The organism is Melioribacter sulfuriphilus (genome assembly GCF_051488685.1).
GTDB lineage: Bacteria > Bacteroidota > Ignavibacteria > Ignavibacteriales > Melioribacteraceae > Melioribacter.
In genome coordinates, this window is record NZ_JBPSEH010000001.1 from 209254 (window position 1) to 226763 (window position 17510).

The following is a 17510-nucleotide window of genomic DNA, read 5'->3' on the forward strand; positions in this document are numbered from 1 at the left end:
GCCTTTTTATGGATGGTTACCTTCCTCGTTAATTTTGCCCTCGTCTGTTTCGTTTTTTTGGAGACCATCGGGAATATAGAGATTAGTTTCTGCCAGGTAAATATATTTAGTCCATTTTTTATCGCTCTCGCTTTCGGCAAGAATTGCATGCTTGTATGCATTAGCTTTTGCACTCAGTTCGTCAGACTGGTAGAGAACAATAGCTTCGAGTGTTTTGGGAACAACAGGCGATGCAAATTCGAGTTTGCCCTGATGACTCAAAATCAAATGGAGTATTTGATTCTTCAATTCTTCAGGGAAACCTTCAATTTTATCGATTGCTTTTTCCACCTCGATTGCTGCAATTGTTATATGCCCAAGCAGACTACCTTTATCCGTATATCCGAAAGCTTTTCGATAATCCAGCTCTTCTGTCTTGCCAATATCATGCAACAAAGCACCCGTAATCAAAAGGTCGCGATTTATTTCGGGATGAAAAGTTGCCATCAGATCACAAATTTTTACTATTTCAAGTGTATGTTCAAGCAGACCATGTAGATATGCATGATGCCACGATTTACCTGCCGGTGTCATTAAAAATCGTTCTTTGAGCTGGCCGTCGAAAATCGAATCAATTAATTTCTTCAAAAATTCATTTTGAATTGAGTCTGTCACGCGGTTAAATTCGTCGAGCATTTCATCGAGCGGCCTCTTAGATGCGGGCAAAAAATCTTCGAGCTGAACTTCGTCGGTTTCATTTGCAACCCTCAATCTCGTAATTTTTATTTGTTGTTCGCCGTTGTATTCTGAAATTGTACCCTGAATTTTAATAATTCTCCCCGGCTCAAGTTCATTTTTGATTTCGTCGAAATTTTCCCACATCACCGCTGGAAAAGTCATCGTTTTATCTTTGAGTTCCAGCGATAAATACGGTTGACCATTTTTCTTGGTTTTAAGTTCGACCTTCGAAATCAACAAAAAAGCAATAAATTCTTCATTGGGACTTACTTCGTTTATCCTTTTAATTTCCATAACTGTTACACCTGTTTAACCACGCAGTTTGCAGGAAGCTTTAAGAGTATTGAGCGTTTGAGAAGATCGACACTAACAGAAAGCCACTTTTCGTTGTTGTATTGAGTTACCTGCCCAATAATTCCTGTAAAAGGTCCTTCGATTATTTTAACTTTTGTGCCGATCTCAATTTTGTTGGACACAAAGACTTGTGGTTTTTCCTGCAGTAAAATTTTGATGTTATCGATTTGCCATTCAGGAATAATCGACGGCTTACCTTCGCTGCAAATTGTTCTGACGATAGAAGGTTGATGCAGCGCAATAAGTCGTTCTTTTTCATCGGCTTTAATAAAAATATAACTACGGAAGAGTGGTTCTTTAATAACCTTTTTACGGTCACTCCATTTACGAACAACTTCAATTACGGGAAGGTAATGCTCGATAAAGAGTTCATGAAGTTGTTGCTGGGCTTTAAATTCGTGCCTCGGTTTTGTATAGAGCGCAAACCAGTTTCGTTTGTGCGCGTCTCTTTCAATCATTTTATACCCTCATAAAAATAAAGAATCTTTAATTGTATTTTTAAACTCTTCTGGTTCAAGCGGTTTTATAAGAACCTTAAATACTCCCTGGCGTGTATATTTCCTGGCATTTTCATCGTCTTGTCCATTCATCATAATAATAAATGGAATATTTTTGTGTGCATCGTGTTTATAAACGGCTTCCACCAGTTGAAACCCTTTCATCAAAGGCATTTCGTGATTTGCAATAATAACGGCAGGAATTTCTTCCTTTAAAAACTTAATAACGTCGTAGCCATTTTTGACAAGTTTGATTTCGAATTGCGGAAGATTTTCATTAATCAACTTTGTAATGCAACTGATATCATCTGGATTGTTTTCAACAAGTAAAATTATATATTTGGCTTCGGGCACTGTAAAATGGAATTCGCTTCCTTTTCCTTCTTCAGAATAGAGCCAGACTTTTCCGTTGTGTTTATCGATTATTTCTTTCATGAGAGTAAGTCCAAGACCGCTCCCTTTTTCACCTTCGGTTCCGGCCAAAACAAATTTCTGATCGATACGGAACAATTTTGTCTGATTCTCTTCCGAGATGCCAAGTCCTTCGTCCTTAACAACAATTTCGATAATACCTTCTTTAAAACGCTGCGCCGTAATTTGAACTTCTTTACCTTTGTGAGAATATTTAATTGCATTACTAACCAGAATAACTACAGCCTGCGAGATTAACCGCTCGTCGGCGAACATATACAAACTGGGAGGTATATCAATATGTATTGAAATGTTCTTGCGTACGGCTTCGCCAGTAAGCGTTGCTATTGCGTTTGCAATTGTAGTTCTCACATTTAATCTCGAAGCTTCCACTTTTACTCTTCCGGTTTGAAGTCGCGACCAGTCGAGCAGGCAATTAATTAAATTCAATTCGCTCTTAGAAGCTTCGTAGATGTAACGAATATATTCGTTTCTTTCTTCTTCAGATAAATCCCTCTCGTTCAGAAGAATTTCAGAAAATCCCAGCAGGGTTGTAAATGGTGATTTCAAGTCGTGCGATATAATCGATATAAATTTGTCCTTATTCTCATTTATTTCTTTTAATCTCCTGTTTTCCGACAGTAGTTCTACTTCCTGCTTTTTAATTTCAGTAAGGTTGAACACGATAGAATCACGCCTGACTATATTGCCCTCGTTATCTCTTACCGAGCTGACAATTTCTTTCAGATAAAGTGTCGTACTGTTTTTGCTGAGGCAATGGTATTCGATTTCAAGTTTGTTCAATGAAGAATCGCCATCAAACTCGAGGAACCGATTTCTCAGGTACTCTGAATCTTCTTCGGCAACAAGTGATAGATGCCCTTCTTTCATTCTTTTCAATTCTTCAACTGTATAGCCTAAAATCAAATTTACGTTATCCGAATAAAATTCAATTTCGCCCTCTTTCCAGATGCAGATAAAAAAATCACGCGAATTTTTACTAATGTAATTGAGTGTCTCTATGTCCAGAGTGTCGCCTGTCATAAAAGTAATGCTTAATTTTGAAGCAAATATAAAAAATAATTGCAATTACTTCATTAAGTAACGGAACCTATTTTAATTTGAATGCGTTTATCAAAAAAAAAATTTAACGAAGTTATGAAAAATCTAATAATTATTTTATTCGTATTATCGTGTGGAATATTTGCACAAAACGGAAAAATTACCGGACGGGTTGTTGATAGAGACACAAAAGAACCTTTACCTGGAGTAAATATTGTATTAATCGGTACAAATAAAGGAGCTGCCAGCGATGCTGATGGTAATTTTGAGATAGGAAATCTCGAACCTGGCAGATATCAAATAAAAGCTTCTTTCATAGGCTATGAACCTATAACTAAGTCCGAAATAATCGTAACAAATGTCCGTCCTGCAGAATTATTGATTGAATTGAAACAAAAGGTAATCGAGATAGAAAGCGTTACAGTAAGCTCAGGTTACTTCAATTCAGATCCGTACGAATTAAATAGCACTGCAAATTTCAGTTACGAAGAAATTCGTCGGGCGCCGGGTGGTTTTGAAGATGTAATTCGAGCACTTTCTGTACTACCTGGAATTGCACAAGCAAGTCCGGGACGCAACGACCTGATAGTACGCGGTGGAGCTCCATCGGAAAATTTATATCTTGTAAACGGATATCCTGTTCAAAACATAAATCATTTCGGAAGTCAGGGCGCCACAGGTGGTCCTTTAAGTTATGTTAATCTTGATTTCGTCAGAGAAACAAACTTTTCGACAGGAGGCTTTTCTGTAGCATATGGCGACAAAATTTCATCTGTTTTGAGAATCGATTTAAGAGAGGGACGTACTGACCGTCTCGGTGGTAAAGCTACGATCTCTGCCACTCAGTTCGGACTCGACTTCGAAGGTCCTGTATCGGGAAATTCCAGTTTTATAATATCAGCCAGAAGAAGTTATCTCGACTTCATTTTCGACGCTGCGGGATTTAATTTTGTACCGGAGTACTATGACGCACTCGCTAAATACGACCATAAGATCGACAGCAAAAACTCGCTCAGTTTTTTGTTCTTAGGTGCTTTCGACAAAGTTAAATACAACAACAATAACTCCGACGATCTCTACGAAAACTCTCGTATACTCGGTTCGAATCAGAATGAGTATTTAACAGGGCTGTCTTACCGTCACATTTACGACAGAGGTTTTTACGATATATCTCTGAGCAGAAATTTTTTTGAGATCAACGCTTCTCAAAAGGATACGAACTTAACCCCAATTTTTCTAAACAACTCTATTGAAGGCGAAAACACGCTTAAGTTCGATGCTGTTTACAAATTGAACAATCGGTCTGAAATTAATCTCGGAGTTATATTAAAGTCGGTTAAATTCAAAACGGATATTTTTTTCCCGCAATTTGTAACTTCATACGGCGACACATTAAATGTGGGCGAACTGAAATTAAATGAACGTTATAGTAAGTACGCTGGTTACGTACAATATTCTACTACGGCGGGGATGTTTTTATTTAATGTCGGATTGAGAGCAGATTATTACAGCTTTTTAACCTCACGATTTTATCTTGCACCCCGCGTCTCTGTTTCTTACATGCTCGACCCAAGTCAGGCAATATCAATATCCGGTGGAGTTTACTATCAAAGCCCTTCGTATATATGGCTGGCAGGTTCAGAAGAAAACAAGAGCTTACGTGCAATCAGAGCAAACCAGTTGATTGCCGGTTACGAATTAAAATTAAGAGATGACATGCGATTAAAAGCAGAAGCATATTATAAATATTATAACGACTACCCGGTCAGTAAACTGCGACCTTATTTGATACTTACAAACACAGGAGCTGGCTTTGGTGGTAGTACCGATAATTTTTCTTCATTTGCTTTAGAAACGCTTGTCAGTTCAGGAAAAGGATTTGCAAGAGGCATCGAAGTCTCTATACAGAAGAAATCTTCCGATATTCCTCACTATGGTATATTAAGCGTAACGTGGAACGAATCTATTTTTACTGCACTCGATGGAGTTGAAAGACCCGGCAAATACGACCAGAAATGGATAATAAATCTAAGTGGTGGATATATCTTTAACTCAACTTTAGAAGGCTCGTTGAAATTCCGATTTGCCACTGGAAATCCTTATACGCCTTTTGAACCAGACGGCAAACAGTTAGTTGAAAAATATAATTCACTCAGATTCAAACCTTTTCACTCTCTCGATATAAGAGTCGACAAAAGATGGTATTTCGAAAACTTTGCATTAATTACTTATATCGACATTCAAAATATCTATAACAACAAAAGTTCAAATGAAATTAGCTGGGACGATAGAAAAAAGGAAGTCGATGTACAATCTTCTATTGGAATTTTACCCTCGATCGGTATCAGTCTTGAATTTTAAGTACTTGTTATAGTGATTTCTGCGAATTAAATTTAATCGTCCAATTAAATTTAATTCAGCAATGAAAAAGTTAATCCCGATATTTTTATTTCTAAGTTTTCAGTTGATATTTTCTCAGGAAACAATAATTCAGGAAAATGAAATCGGTTTTTGTTCAGTAGATGGTAAAATCGACAGTAGCGTTTCGGGTTATACAGGAGAAGGCTATGCAGATACGGACTTTGGCATTGGTAAAAGCATCAGCTGGCAAATTTATGTTTCGGAGAATAAAGAATATTCTTTCATCTGGCGTTATGCAGTTGGTGGCACCGACGATCGGAATGCTCGACTTGTAATCGATGGCAACGTAATTATTGATACAGTCTACTTCCCCACCACGGTCGACTGGAAAAACTGGCGGGAATCTGATACTCTAAAAGTTTTTCTCCTAAGCGGAAGTCACAAAATTCGAATTGAAGCATTAGCCGAAAAAGGGCTTGGCAATTACGATTATTTTAAGATCTTAGGTGGTGAAATTTTACCAGACAACTGTACGCCATCTTACACAGTAAACATAAATACAAATAACTTAGAGTGGGGAACTGTTTCGTATACACCCGTAAAAGACTATTACGATGCCGGTACAGAAATTACACTCACGGCACATCCAAACCCGGGCTATTTTCTCGATTGCTGGATGGGAACTCACACATCTAATGACTCGATATTTACATTTAAAATTGAGCAGAATGTCGAAGTTACTGCACGTTTCCTGCCTTCGGGAATTCAACAGGACACTAACTTAATCGGCTATGCCGGTATTCTGGACGACAGAGGAACCACGTTTACGTTAATCGGCGGGGCACTCGGGGATACAGTAACAGCTCGTTCGCTCGACGACCTGAAAAAATATCTTGGAAGCCCACAACCTTATTATGTCCAATTTGAAGGTATGCTCGAAGGAGAAGATGTTGTCACTGTTACTTCCGATAAAACATTAATTGGTACTGGAGTGGTAAATTATCTGAAAGGGATTGAACTTTCAATCAACAACGCGCGGAATGTTATTGTGAAGAATATTACAATTTCGCATGTAAAACCTCAGGATGCGCTGGAAATAAACGGGAAATCGCAAAATATATGGATTGACCATTGCGAATTTTTCTCCGATAGAAATCACGGTATCGATTATTACGATGGATTGCTCGACATTAAAAACGAATCTTCATTTATTACCGTCTCCTGGTCACACTTTCACGACCATTATAAAACCATACTTATTAGTTCGGGAGATGAACAATATGCCGACACAGTTATACGCGTGACCTTCCACCACAATTTATTTGATAATTGCGAGTCGAGACTTCCAAGTATTCGATTCGGTAGAGCTCATATTTTCAATAATTATTATAAGAATTGTAATACTGCAATCAATACAAGAATGGGTGCCTGGGTTAGAGTAGAAAACAATTATTTTGAAAATGTCGGCAAAGCAGTTATGTCCGATTACAGTGTAGAAAAAGGCTATGCATTACTTTTTAACAATTACCTCGTAAATTCAAGTATCCTTGCAGTCGATGGTTGCAACTATGAAGTACCATATAATTATACACCTGACGACCCCGAAATATTACCAGCTATAATTCAGAATTCTGTTATCACTGATATCGTTATGGAAAATCCATCTAATTTTGATATTGAATGTTATCCCAATCCATTTAATCCCTCAACGACAATAAAGTATTACCTGCCAGAAAATTCGTTTGTCGAATTAAAAGTTTATGATTTACTTGGTAGAGAGTTGAAAACGTTAATTAGCGAGCACCAAATCAAAGGGAATCACACCTATAGATTGTCGATGAACGAATTTGGTAAATCAGCTTCGTCACTTTATTTATGCAGACTTAATGCCGGCAAGTATTCAAAGACAATAAAACTCCTTTTGCTGAAATGATAGTTCGTTTAGCTTTTTCTACGCATTAATATTCGATGTAGTATGCAAGCAATCCAACAATAATTAATATAAGCCCAGTAAACAATTTATCGTGGTGTTCGAGGAATTCCCATTTAAGTTTATTCATTCCTTTTCCAACCAGATAAACGAGTAGCATCATAAAGAAGACAGTTACAAAAAAGTAGACTACCGATACGATAGCAATCCCGCTCCAGCCCATCCTTCCGGCACTTAAATAATATATTTCAATTTCAAGGCACGGCGAAAAGAACATGGCAATCATTAAAGTAAGCACAATTGATCTTTTATTCTTTTTCTTATCGATTATATGATCGATATCAATGTGATGATGTTTGTGAGGATGTTTGATAAATTTATGGCGATATTCGAGTGATAAGTAAATTAGTCCGAGAAATATCAACACAGCAGGAGCAAAAAAATGTGTAATCAGATGATACGATTCCGAAAGCTTGTATCCAACAATTCCCACAACAATACCGATGATTACAGTACTTAAAGTGTGGGAGAAACCCGTTACTGCAGTAATTTTAAGAGTTTCCTTCTGTGACCATTTTTCAGCTTTTCCTATTGTTACCAGTGGCAACCAGTGGCTCGGAATCAAAGCATGAGCCAGACTCAACAACAGACTTCCCAGAAAAATTTGTATGTAAGGATTCATCAATCACTATTTTTTTTGAACGTAATAATACACAATTAAATATTAACTCCGTCGGATTAGATGCAATGGACAGAATAAATATTCAAAAACTATTTTTCGGATGAGAATGATTTCACATTATAATCGACATTTTTAACATACATCTTAGCATAAATAAATTTTCCATCGGGTTCATGCCAGACAGCCTCGCCGTAGGACGCAAGTTTTACATCCCCAAAATTGCGATAATTTTTGACAGGAGTACTCCATTTGTAATTCCTGTATGTTTTACCATCACTCGATTCGTATCTGTCGCTGGATTCGAAATTAACGAGTTCACCTTTTGCATTGAAATAGAGTCGGGCTTTTATTTTACTACCAGCATTTTCAAAAACCGCATCTACAGTAAGCGAATCAATGGGAAACCATTTAATTTTTCTATCGATTAAAGCGCCCGGTGCAAGAAGGCAAAGGTCGTTGAACATAGTTACGGTTTCGCTTTTATTCATAATATCACCTTTTGCTTCGGCAACATTAAAAAATGACGCAAGCCTGATCCTCATAATAGCATTTGAATCGATATAAGTATGCAGGCCTTCGAAAGGAATGCCATAAAGTGAAGACCGAATTAAATAAATACGTGCCGGACTATCAATAAAATTGTATTGTACAGAAGTGTATTTAAGAAATTTCGAATCGGGTGAAGTTTTTATTTCCCCTTCGGTTACGGCTTTGAAATTGTAAACGCGCGGTTTTCCAACTACGCCCGTATATAACAAATATTTCTTTACAGGCAAAGGCAAATGTTCAATGTTGGAAGAAGTCACAATCAACTTTTGTCCGCTTGAAGAAATTCTTTTGAGTGCTTCTGTCTTGAATTCGGCTTTAAAACCGACTGGCAAACTATCTGCAGCAATCACAATTACTGGAACAATCAAAATAAGATTGACTAACGTGCCGTATTTTGCATCCCGCCAGTACTTGAAAATTAGAAACTGCGAAATTGCAATGCCCGCTGAACACACCACCCACCATAAATAAAAATCTTGCGAATATAATATCGCTGCAGACAGAAACAGAATTGTTGCTATTAACCATAACAATCCGTCCCGCTTCGAAATGTGACTCTTTAACTGCTCAACTTTTGCAAGATTAAAGGCTTTTATAAAACCGAATAGATGAATTATACCGTGGAAACTCAATATTATCAATACAAATGTGCGCATGTGATTTTTGTTCGTTGTTCTTAGTTCTTTGTTCGTTGTTCTTTGTTCTTTGTTCGTAGTTCGTTGTTCGTTGTTCTTTGTTCTTTGTTCTTTGTTCGTTGTTCGTTGTTCGTTGTTCGTTGTTCTTTGTTCTTTGTTCGTTGTTCTTGGTTTTTGGTTATTGGTTTTGAATTTTGTCGTAAAAGTTTTTCAGTATGAAAAAAGCTTTCTTTTTAATACCGGAGCTGGAAACCAGACCTTTTCTGTTCCAGAAATTCTGGTAAACTGGATGTTGTCTTCTCGGCGAGCGAAAATCCACAAGAATCCATGGAGTCATTCCTTTTATTTGTTTTTGTTTACTGATCATTTCAATTTGTTTTTTGTAGAAATAGGCTTGATGTTCTTCCGACCAGACAGTAAGGTTATCAGCGTTGTAACCCTGCAATGCGCCCGCACCTGTTTCGCTTATTAATACGGGTTTATCGTAACCGAATACCCAATTAATTTTGCTGCACTTGTCGGGTTTGCCGTCGTACCATCCAATATATTCATTGAACGACAACACGTCGAGATATTTTCCAAGTGGATCGTCAACAACGTAAGTAAATGGTTCGTTATCTCGACGATGAACTTCGAGCGCGGCAGATATCAATCTACTGCCGTCGAGTTCTCTGGCTCTTTCTGCAAGTTTACTCATAAATCGAATTCGCTCTTCAGTTACGGGCGTTTCGTTACCCATCGACCAGATGATTACATTTGCGCGGTTTCTATCCCTGACGATCATCTCTTCGAGCTGGCTCATTGCATTCTGGAAAGTAGATTCGTTTTCCCATTGAATTGTCCAGTAGACCGGAATTTCTTCCCATACGAGGAGTCCTAACTTTTCAGCTGTTCTAACCATATACTCGTTATGAGGATAGTGAGCCAGGCGTACGTAATTACAATTGAGCTCCTTTGCCCAGTTGAGCAGCATCAGGGCTTCGGCTTCGCTATATGCCCTGCCAGTTTTTAACGGATTCTCTTCGTGTATACATATGCCTCGTAAAAATATCGACTTGCCGTTCAACAATATGTCAGTACCTTTAACGGCAATTGTACGGAATCCAATTTTATCTTTCAGCGTATCAGTTTCCGTCTCGATTTTCACATCATAAATAAATGGATTTTCGGGACTCCATAAATTCAGGTTTTTTACGCGTATCTTAAATTCAGCATATCCATTTTCATCGGTTTTGAATTTATGCTTAACACTTGCCTCTGCGATTGTGATAATTCCGTTTTGCTCAAATTTGCTTCCGTCGAGTTGTACAAAACCTTCAATCAGTTCGGGATCGCTATTATTCAATTGCAATTTGAAATCACGAATAAACGTATCGTTGGTTTCTATCAGATAAACGTCACGAGTTATTCCTCCGTAGTTCCACCAGTCGGTATTGACTGTTGGCACTCCGTCCATTCTCCTTTTATTATCAACTTTTACAACGACAAAATTACTGCCTTCATTTAACAGTTCGGTCACTTCAAAATTAAACGGGGTAAAACCACCGATATGAACGCCGAGTTTTTTGCCGTTTAAATAAACGTGCGCTTCATAATTGACAGCACAAAAGTAGAGAAAATATCGTTTGCCAGCTTTTTTCTTTATTTGAAAATCTCTTTTGAACCAGACCGTTCCTTCATAAAGTTTAAGTTCGTTTACCTGAGAATTCCAGTCGCCGGGGATTGTCATCGCAGGAGCTAAATCGAAATCATATTCGACCCGATCAGTTTTATCGACTGGTTTTCTGTTCGAATAAAATCCGCCTGTACGATCGCCTATTTCATCGTACGGCTGACGCCTGTAATTATAAAAGCCGTTTTCATACGGGTCGATAATATAATTCCATCTTCCATTCAGTGAAGTCAATTCTCTGTTGATTACATTCGTAATTAGATCGGTTTTGCAGGTATTTTTATTCTGTGAATGCATCGAAGAAAATAAAAGGAAAACAAGCAGAAGGGTTGCAAAGCGCTTCATCTAATCCTCTTTTCTTTTTATGTAAAAATGACGAATGTTAATATAACCAATTTATCTTTTAATTAAGTTAATATGAGTCGGATTGACCCTCGTTCTTTTCAAGGAATAGAAGACAATAGCAATTGATTGATTAATCATTTTTATCTTAAAGAAGAAGTCAATGAATAATTGACTTATCTTCTGTCCTCGAGTGAATTTATAACAAATCAACAATATAAAACAACGCAGAAAGTATGTTGCTCCAGATAATATTTTTCAGAATAATTCTTTCAATTGTCTTTCATCAATACGATACGATGGATTGAACTTATCCGACTGCATATAATTCAGAATCGATTTGTAAAGATTGTACGCTTCGGGATAATCTTTAATTTTATTTAGATTCGACATGCACACAAGCAATGAACCATTGCCAACTTTAAATTCGAAAATAAGTCCAAGCCTGTAGTTCCGTTCGAGGTTATCAATCATACTAACAATTGGTTTATAATCCGTAAGTTTATTCAAAATCAAAGGACGAGAGGCTTTTATTATCGAGAACCACTGCCAGTTGGTGTGAAAATCTGTCGGGAAGTTATTGAATAATGGATGATCTGGATCGGTAAGAATTCCGAGAGTGCCAGGGGATACAGGTCGTTTGTTCATTTCGCTAATTTGTTTAAACATGCCGTAATTCCAGAAATCGGGGATGAATAAACCTTCAACGCTTTTTTCTTTGATCAATTTATGATCTGGAAAGAGAAGTACTTTTTTTCCTCTTCGAAGTTCTGCACTAATTTTATCGTCGATCCTATCAGTAACTATAATATCTTTTAAATTTAGTTCGACTTTATCTGATGGATAAACCCACAGGGGATATTCATTTTTGTAATGACCGTAATTCAATTTCAGATTCAGTTTTACTGGTGTTTCTGAAAATAATTTTGTTTTGATTTTTCCAGCGTCTGAAAGTTTACCCGGAGTTGTTTTGTAATTTTTTACTTTGCCCGATGCAATGACTTCTTTTCCATTTGTCAATTCCCACTCAACATTTTCGATAATTTCCTTATTCGAATAGTTTGCAATTTTTATATTTGCCAGGAAACTTTCATTCGATCGCCAGCAATATTTCGGGAATTCAGCCAGCAGCACAACATCGTTACAGGATTGTTTCCAGTTATCGATTGACACCACATTTTTGCTTTCCATAAATGCATCAAGGATTCCAACAAGAGCAGTTCCCTGTCCAGGAAAATCCTGTAAATCGAGCAACTGGAAACCCGCAAGATCTTTAGTTCTCAATGCAGCTTCAATTTCTGCTTTGTAACAGATAGCTGACCATGCACCCGAGGCTTTTTGAAAATCTTTATCCATGCCCGCCAATCCATTTTGAATCATTCTCTTGCGGAAAACTTCTAAATTCCACGGCTTTAACACACCTGTATATTTTATTATCTCATTGTAATCAGGATAAATTTGATACTGCCCAACTTCGTGACTTATTACAGGAATACTGATTTGACTTACGGGATAGTCAAAATTAATTTGTGTTGATGGATAAAAACTATTGAGAATTCCGCCGTCTTTAGAATCGGCAAATGCCTGTGATAGTCGTAAGTGTGTAAGAGTAGTATCATGCAAATAAGGAGTCCTGGCGCCGATATAATAGTCGGAAATTTCATCTGGTGCTCGATATCCTATATTGTTATTTGCTCCCGTTGTGTAGAGCAAGCTGGAGTTAATAGATTTTAATTCAGAAATAATCATTGCAATGCGGTCGTGACCCGCCCAGATTTCATTACCGGCTCCTAACATAACAAAAGATGGGTGATTGGCGTAACTTCTGAGTATTCCGATCCCTTCAGCTTTAAGTTTTGATGCAATCGAATCCGACTCGAGCCCTCCCCAGAATGGAAGTTCAGCTTGAAGATAAATTCCGATGCGGTCGGCTGCTTCGAATGCCGCTTCAGGCGGGCAGTAGCTGTGAAATCTGTAATGATTGATACCGTAGGCTTTTGCAATCTTGAATACTCTCATCCAGCTTTCGACATCTGTCGGAGTAAAACCTGTCAACGGAAATACAGCCGCTTCATGTTTTCCCCTCAAAAATGTTTTCCGTCCATTTATCGAAAATTGTTTTCTTTCAGCCCTAAATTCACGCATGCCAAACTTCACAGTTTTACTATCGATTATTTTTTTACTCTTAATCAAAACAGTCAATTCATAAAGCGGCTGATTATATTCATCCCATAATAATGGAGCATCTTCAAAAATATATTCAAGGCGAATTACTGAATCTGCAGGCATTTTATATTCAACTGATTTTTGTCCATCTTTAACTCCATTATTAACTATAGCAACATTCAATTCAATATCGACTGTTGATAGTTTTAAACCATTTTCGAGTCCAATAATAACCTCTGCTTTGTTTTTATTAATTTCAGGTTGAACGCGTAATTCCTTTATAAAAGTTTTTTCACATGATTCGATATAAATTTTACCGATAATTCCATTCCAGTTGGTTTGAGTATCGTCACTGTAGATATGGACATTTCCGTAAGGAGTCAATTTCAGATCGTTATCAATTCTCAAAGTGATGAAATGAGTTCCAGGTGTAAGAACATTCGAGATGTCGTAATGCTGAGGTGACTGCAGCAGGAATGAATTACCGATGTATTTATCGTCAATCCAGAGCATAGAAGGTTTGGTTCTTTCGAGCATCAGTTCAATATGTTTGCCTTTGAAATTTTCAGGTACAATAATTTTTTTGCGATACCAGGCGGCACCTTCATATTTGAATTCCCTGTTCAGGTGTAGAGTTGTCGTATCAGTATTAAGAAAGCCTTTTTTATTCGAGTCTGTTGTACCGGGAAGCGAAATGGAATCGATCAAATTTCTGTCGTACCATTTTTTTTCAATGCCAGCATTTTCAGGGTCGAGCTGGAATTGCCATACTCCCGATAGATCGATTTCGTCTCTAACGAATATTTTTTCATTGCTACATGATAAAAGAAGAAAAACAAAACTAATTGCCATATAGAACTTCTTTTTCATTTCAGTGCCTTGCGTTAATAAAAAAATAAAAATGAAACAACTAACTATCAGAACGAACTAATATCTCTTTACGGCTCAAATTATTTACAACCACGGCGCCGCACGAGTCGCTCCATACATTTACAGTCGTACGCACCATATCGAGTAACCTATCGACAGCAAGAACCAATCCGACCCCTTCAAGCGGAAGACCAACAGCTTTAAGAATAACTGTAATCATAACAAATCCCGCCATTGGAATTGCAGCCGCACCAATCGAAGCCAGTATGGTTGTCACTAAGACAATTGCTAACTGAACAAAAGTCAGTTCAATACCGTAAGCCTGTGCGATAAAAATAACCGCAACGGCTTCGTAAAGCGCCGTGCCGTCCATATTGACTGTAGCTCCGATGGGCAGCACAAAATTGGCTACTTTAGGTTCGACTTTATCGTTATTGATTACGCAGTCCATTGTAATTGGCAGAGTTGCCATTGACGAACTTGTAAAAAATGCAGTTTCAATAGCGAGTAGCATATTCTTAAAATGGAGCCATGGATTCATATTACCGAAGAGCGAGAGGATAAGCGGTAGAGTAATAATCGAGTGAATAAGGAGTCCACTTAAAACCGTAAAGAAATATTTCATCAATCCAATAATTGCATCGAATCCAGTTTCGGCAACAATACCTGCAACGATACCAAATACACCAATGGGAGCCAGCCAGACAATCCAGCGTACCATTTCCATCATAACATTGAATCCGCCCTGGAAAAAATCGTTGAAAAACGTACGGTATTTATCCTCGAATTGCATAATAACTAAAGCAAATAATATCATAAAAAAGATCACCTGTATTACATTTCCTTCAGCCATAGCTTTGAATGGATTTGTAGGTATTATATTGATCAGAATATCGATAATGCTTCCCTCAGTAGCAGGTATATTATCCACTTCAGCAGAAACCAGATTGGTTATATTTGAGCCGGGTTTTACAAGTAAAACCAGAATTTGACCGGTCAAGATAGCAAGAGCAGTAGTAATCAAATAATATGAAAAAGTTTTAATACCGAGCCTCTTTAATTCCTTTCCTGATTCGATATTCAGAATTCCACTGGCAATTGAAAAGATAATGATTGGCATGACAATCATTTTTAAGGTATTGATAAAAATTGTCGCCATTGGATTGGCAAGAGGTAATATGCTTTCCTTAAATATATAACCGAACAAAATACCGAAAGCAAAACCTATAAAAATCCAGAAAGTAAGGGACTTTAAAAACTTCATAAATACCCCGATATTTTTAATAAATACAATTGATAAAGAAGCGAACTATCGATTATAGTCCACATCGAAAAATTGTAATAATAATATAATAAAAAGAGATTGACGGGCATATTTAAAAGCAGCAACAAGTTGGGACAGGAGTGGTTAATTTCTTTTTACTACAGAGGATATAAAATAAGGCAGATATGATTTCTTTAGCTTCTACAATTTTTTTCTTGAAATCGAATAAATTGAACAACACATGGAAGATCTTCTAATGACGGTTGCTTCGATACGTTCTTCTATCGAAGAATTACACTGCAACCGAGGACGTAATCGCTCGTCGAGTAACGAAGTGTACCGAGACGAGCATTAGCGGTCGTTTCGATACATTTCATTACTCAACGACCGCGGGGTGTTCCGCTCGTTGAGCGATGCATTGAGTTTATCGAAATGTAGCACGAAGTGCGTATCGAAACGAGCGCTGGCGGTTGCTTCGATACGCTTCGCTACTCAGCAACCGCGGGATGATTTCCGCTCGTCGAGTAACGAAGTGTACCGAGACGAGCGATTTATTTCTTTTTTCCATGCTTTTTTGCAAGCACAGATAAATCCTCAAAACGACCTTCTATAAGAGCTTCTTTCTTCTTCCTGCTCCATCCCTGAATTTGTTTTTCTCTGTAATATGCCTCATCTATTCGTTCGTACTCTTCGTAATACACCAACTCTACAGGAAGTCTCTTCTTTGTGTAATTTGCTCCTTCACCATTTTGGTGCTGCCATAGTCTGCGTTCCAAATCATTTGTACTGCCTGTGTAATATGACCCATCGGAACAACGAAGGATGTATACATATCCTTTCATGGCTACAATCCTCATTGTTATGGCGGTTGCTTCGACAAGCTCAGCAACCGAAATATCTTCCGCTCGTTGAGTAGCACGAAGTGCGTATCGAAACGAGCGCTGGCGGTTGCTTCGATACGTTCTTCTATCGAAGAACTACTCAGCAACCGAGGACGTAATCGCTCGTTGAGCGAAGCATTGAGTTTATCGAAATGTAGAACGAAGTGCGTACCGAAACGAGCGTCAATTCATCCTATGCGTTTCCTCTGGAATCGGTGATTATTTTCTTTTTTTATCACTAAAACAGAGATATTTATTTAGTAATAATTTTTTACTAATCATTAAGATGCCCATGTAACTATACGCAAGACTATCTATCTCTGGGTCACACTCAATGGATATTCATTCCATACTTTCCCTTTGAATAACCTACCATTGGCTTTCTTGCTTCGTTTTACTTCATCTGCGCCCCAACTACCCCATTGCTTAAAGAAAAATGCAACACCCTGTTCTTTACATTGTTCAAATAATTCGTTCACCCATGCTGATTTAATTGCCCTGGCTTTTTTTCCAGATTCGCCACCCACAATTGCCCAATGAATATCTTTTAAATTTACTTTACCTACGGAACCAATAAGCGGTTCAAATGAAATAAATCTGATTGAAGCTTTTACTTCTCTTAGTGTATCTATCCTTTTTTTATAAGTTGCATTTTCAACACTTACCCCAAGCCAAACATTGTTGGGAACATTTCGATTTGAAAAATATTCCAGCATTAGTGTATCTCGCTTAGTAAGTATTTGATAAATGTGTTGTGGTGTTTTTTTTATTACTTCAAATATCATATCAAGATATTCAAATGGCATTTGTTCGTGGAATAAATCACTCATTGAATTAACAAAAAATTTTGTTGGCTTTTTAATCTTTAGCGGTTCTTCCAGACGATGCGGTAATATCTTAAAAGTAAATCCATCTTTGTAATCTTCAACGCCCATTGCCTTTAATCGTCTGGAAAAAATTTCTGCATAGCAGAATTTACAACCAGCAGAAATTTTATCACACCCAATGCTTGGATTCCAGACTTTTTCAGTCCATTCGATCTTTGTTGTTTTCATTTATTTCTCTTCTTAATTATTTGCTTTGCAATATTTAATGCTGTTTCATTGTTTGATGCAAA

Annotated in this window: 12 protein-coding genes; 2 read left to right on the forward strand and 10 right to left on the reverse strand. The window is 37.5% G+C overall.

The window, feature by feature from the left end:
• Window positions 1-6: 6 nt before the first annotated feature.
• From ACSSV9_RS00925 to ACSSV9_RS00935, 3 genes are read right to left on the reverse strand one after another with little or no spacing between them, the layout of a single operon-like run.
• The gene (locus ACSSV9_RS00925) at window positions 7-1011 is read right to left on the reverse strand and encodes a 3'-5' exoribonuclease YhaM family protein (RefSeq protein ID WP_437345357.1); all 1005 of its coding nucleotides are present in this window, start codon (window positions 1009-1011) and stop codon (window positions 7-9) included.
• A gap of 5 nt (window positions 1012-1016) precedes the next feature.
• Window positions 1017-1529, reverse strand: coding sequence for a UpxY family transcription antiterminator (locus tag ACSSV9_RS00930; RefSeq protein ID WP_437345358.1), 513 nt, complete (start codon window positions 1527-1529; stop codon window positions 1017-1019).
• A 9-nt stretch (window positions 1530-1538) separates the two neighbouring features.
• Window positions 1539-3023 (reverse strand): hybrid sensor histidine kinase/response regulator, encoded by a 1485-nt coding sequence (locus ACSSV9_RS00935; RefSeq protein WP_437345359.1) that lies wholly within the window; start codon window positions 3021-3023, stop codon window positions 1539-1541.
• An 81-nt stretch (window positions 3024-3104) separates the two neighbouring features.
• Between ACSSV9_RS00935 and ACSSV9_RS00940 the strand changes: the two genes are divergently transcribed.
• Together ACSSV9_RS00940 and ACSSV9_RS00945 are read left to right on the forward strand one after the other, a co-directional pair.
• A complete protein-coding gene (locus ACSSV9_RS00940; RefSeq protein WP_437345360.1) occupies window positions 3105-5402 on the forward strand; it encodes a TonB-dependent receptor in 2298 nt (765 codons plus the stop codon).
• A 61-nt stretch (window positions 5403-5463) separates the two neighbouring features.
• Complete coding sequence (locus ACSSV9_RS00945) at window positions 5464-7335, forward strand: pectate lyase family protein (protein WP_437345361.1); 1872 nt, start codon at window positions 5464-5466, stop codon at window positions 7333-7335.
• Between the two features lie 25 nt (window positions 7336-7360).
• On the opposite strand, the gene ACSSV9_RS00950 is transcribed toward ACSSV9_RS00945, so the two are convergent.
• From ACSSV9_RS00950 to ACSSV9_RS00980, 7 genes are all read right to left on the reverse strand, one after another.
• Complete coding sequence (locus tag ACSSV9_RS00950) at window positions 7361-8014, reverse strand: hypothetical protein (protein WP_437345362.1); 654 nt, start codon at window positions 8012-8014, stop codon at window positions 7361-7363.
• A gap of 89 nt (window positions 8015-8103) precedes the next feature.
• Complete coding sequence (locus tag ACSSV9_RS00955; RefSeq protein ID WP_437345363.1) at window positions 8104-9219, reverse strand: DUF6544 family protein; 1116 nt, start codon at window positions 9217-9219, stop codon at window positions 8104-8106.
• A 157-nt stretch (window positions 9220-9376) separates the two neighbouring features.
• Window positions 9377-11215, reverse strand: coding sequence for a glycoside hydrolase family 2 protein (locus tag ACSSV9_RS00960; RefSeq protein ID WP_437345364.1), 1839 nt, complete (start codon window positions 11213-11215; stop codon window positions 9377-9379).
• A gap of 255 nt (window positions 11216-11470) precedes the next feature.
• On the reverse strand, window positions 11471-14248 hold the full coding sequence (locus ACSSV9_RS00965; protein ID WP_437345365.1) for a DUF8487 domain-containing protein: 2778 nt from the start codon (window positions 14246-14248) through the stop codon (window positions 11471-11473).
• 40 nt (window positions 14249-14288) lie between these two features.
• Window positions 14289-15512 carry a dicarboxylate/amino acid:cation symporter gene (locus ACSSV9_RS00970; RefSeq protein WP_437345366.1) on the reverse strand — a complete coding sequence of 408 codons (1224 nt, stop codon included), beginning with the start codon at window positions 15510-15512 and terminating at the stop codon, window positions 14289-14291.
• A gap of 551 nt (window positions 15513-16063) precedes the next feature.
• Window positions 16064-16354, reverse strand: a complete 291-nt coding sequence (locus tag ACSSV9_RS00975) for a GIY-YIG nuclease family protein (RefSeq protein ID WP_437345367.1) — start codon at window positions 16352-16354, stop codon at window positions 16064-16066.
• Between the two features lie 353 nt (window positions 16355-16707).
• Window positions 16708-17448 carry a DUF5131 family protein gene (locus tag ACSSV9_RS00980; RefSeq protein WP_437345368.1) on the reverse strand — a complete coding sequence of 247 codons (741 nt, stop codon included), beginning with the start codon at window positions 17446-17448 and terminating at the stop codon, window positions 16708-16710.
• Between the last annotated feature and the right edge of the window lie 62 nt (window positions 17449-17510).

Bases quoted from the DNA above. Each gene is read 5' to 3' on its own strand.
- ACSSV9_RS00960 (WP_437345364.1), bottom strand. From the start codon at position 11,215: ATGAAGCGCTTTGCAACCCTTCTGCTTGTTTTCCTTTTATTTTCTTCG.
- ACSSV9_RS00945 (WP_437345361.1), top strand. From the start codon at position 5,464: ATGAAAAAGTTAATCCCGATATTTTTATTTCTAAGTTTTCAGTTGATA.
- ACSSV9_RS00940 (WP_437345360.1), top strand. From the start codon at position 3,105: ATGCGTTTATCAAAAAAAAAATTTAACGAAGTTATGAAAAATCTAATA.
- ACSSV9_RS00935 (WP_437345359.1), bottom strand. From the start codon at position 3,023: ATGACAGGCGACACTCTGGACATAGAGACACTCAATTACATTAGTAAA.
- ACSSV9_RS00925 (WP_437345357.1), bottom strand. From the start codon at position 1,011: ATGGAAATTAAAAGGATAAACGAAGTAAGTCCCAATGAAGAATTTATT.
- ACSSV9_RS00965 (WP_437345365.1), bottom strand. From the start codon at position 14,248: ATGAAAAAGAAGTTCTATATGGCAATTAGTTTTGTTTTTCTTCTTTTA.
- ACSSV9_RS00980 (WP_437345368.1), bottom strand. From the start codon at position 17,448: ATGAAAACAACAAAGATCGAATGGACTGAAAAAGTCTGGAATCCAAGC.
- ACSSV9_RS00930 (WP_437345358.1), bottom strand. From the start codon at position 1,529: ATGATTGAAAGAGACGCGCACAAACGAAACTGGTTTGCGCTCTATACA.
- ACSSV9_RS00970 (WP_437345366.1), bottom strand. From the start codon at position 15,512: ATGAAGTTTTTAAAGTCCCTTACTTTCTGGATTTTTATAGGTTTTGCT.
- ACSSV9_RS00950 (WP_437345362.1), bottom strand. From the start codon at position 8,014: ATGAATCCTTACATACAAATTTTTCTGGGAAGTCTGTTGTTGAGTCTG.
- ACSSV9_RS00955 (WP_437345363.1), bottom strand. From the start codon at position 9,219: ATGCGCACATTTGTATTGATAATATTGAGTTTCCACGGTATAATTCAT.
- ACSSV9_RS00975 (WP_437345367.1), bottom strand. From the start codon at position 16,354: ATGAAAGGATATGTATACATCCTTCGTTGTTCCGATGGGTCATATTAC.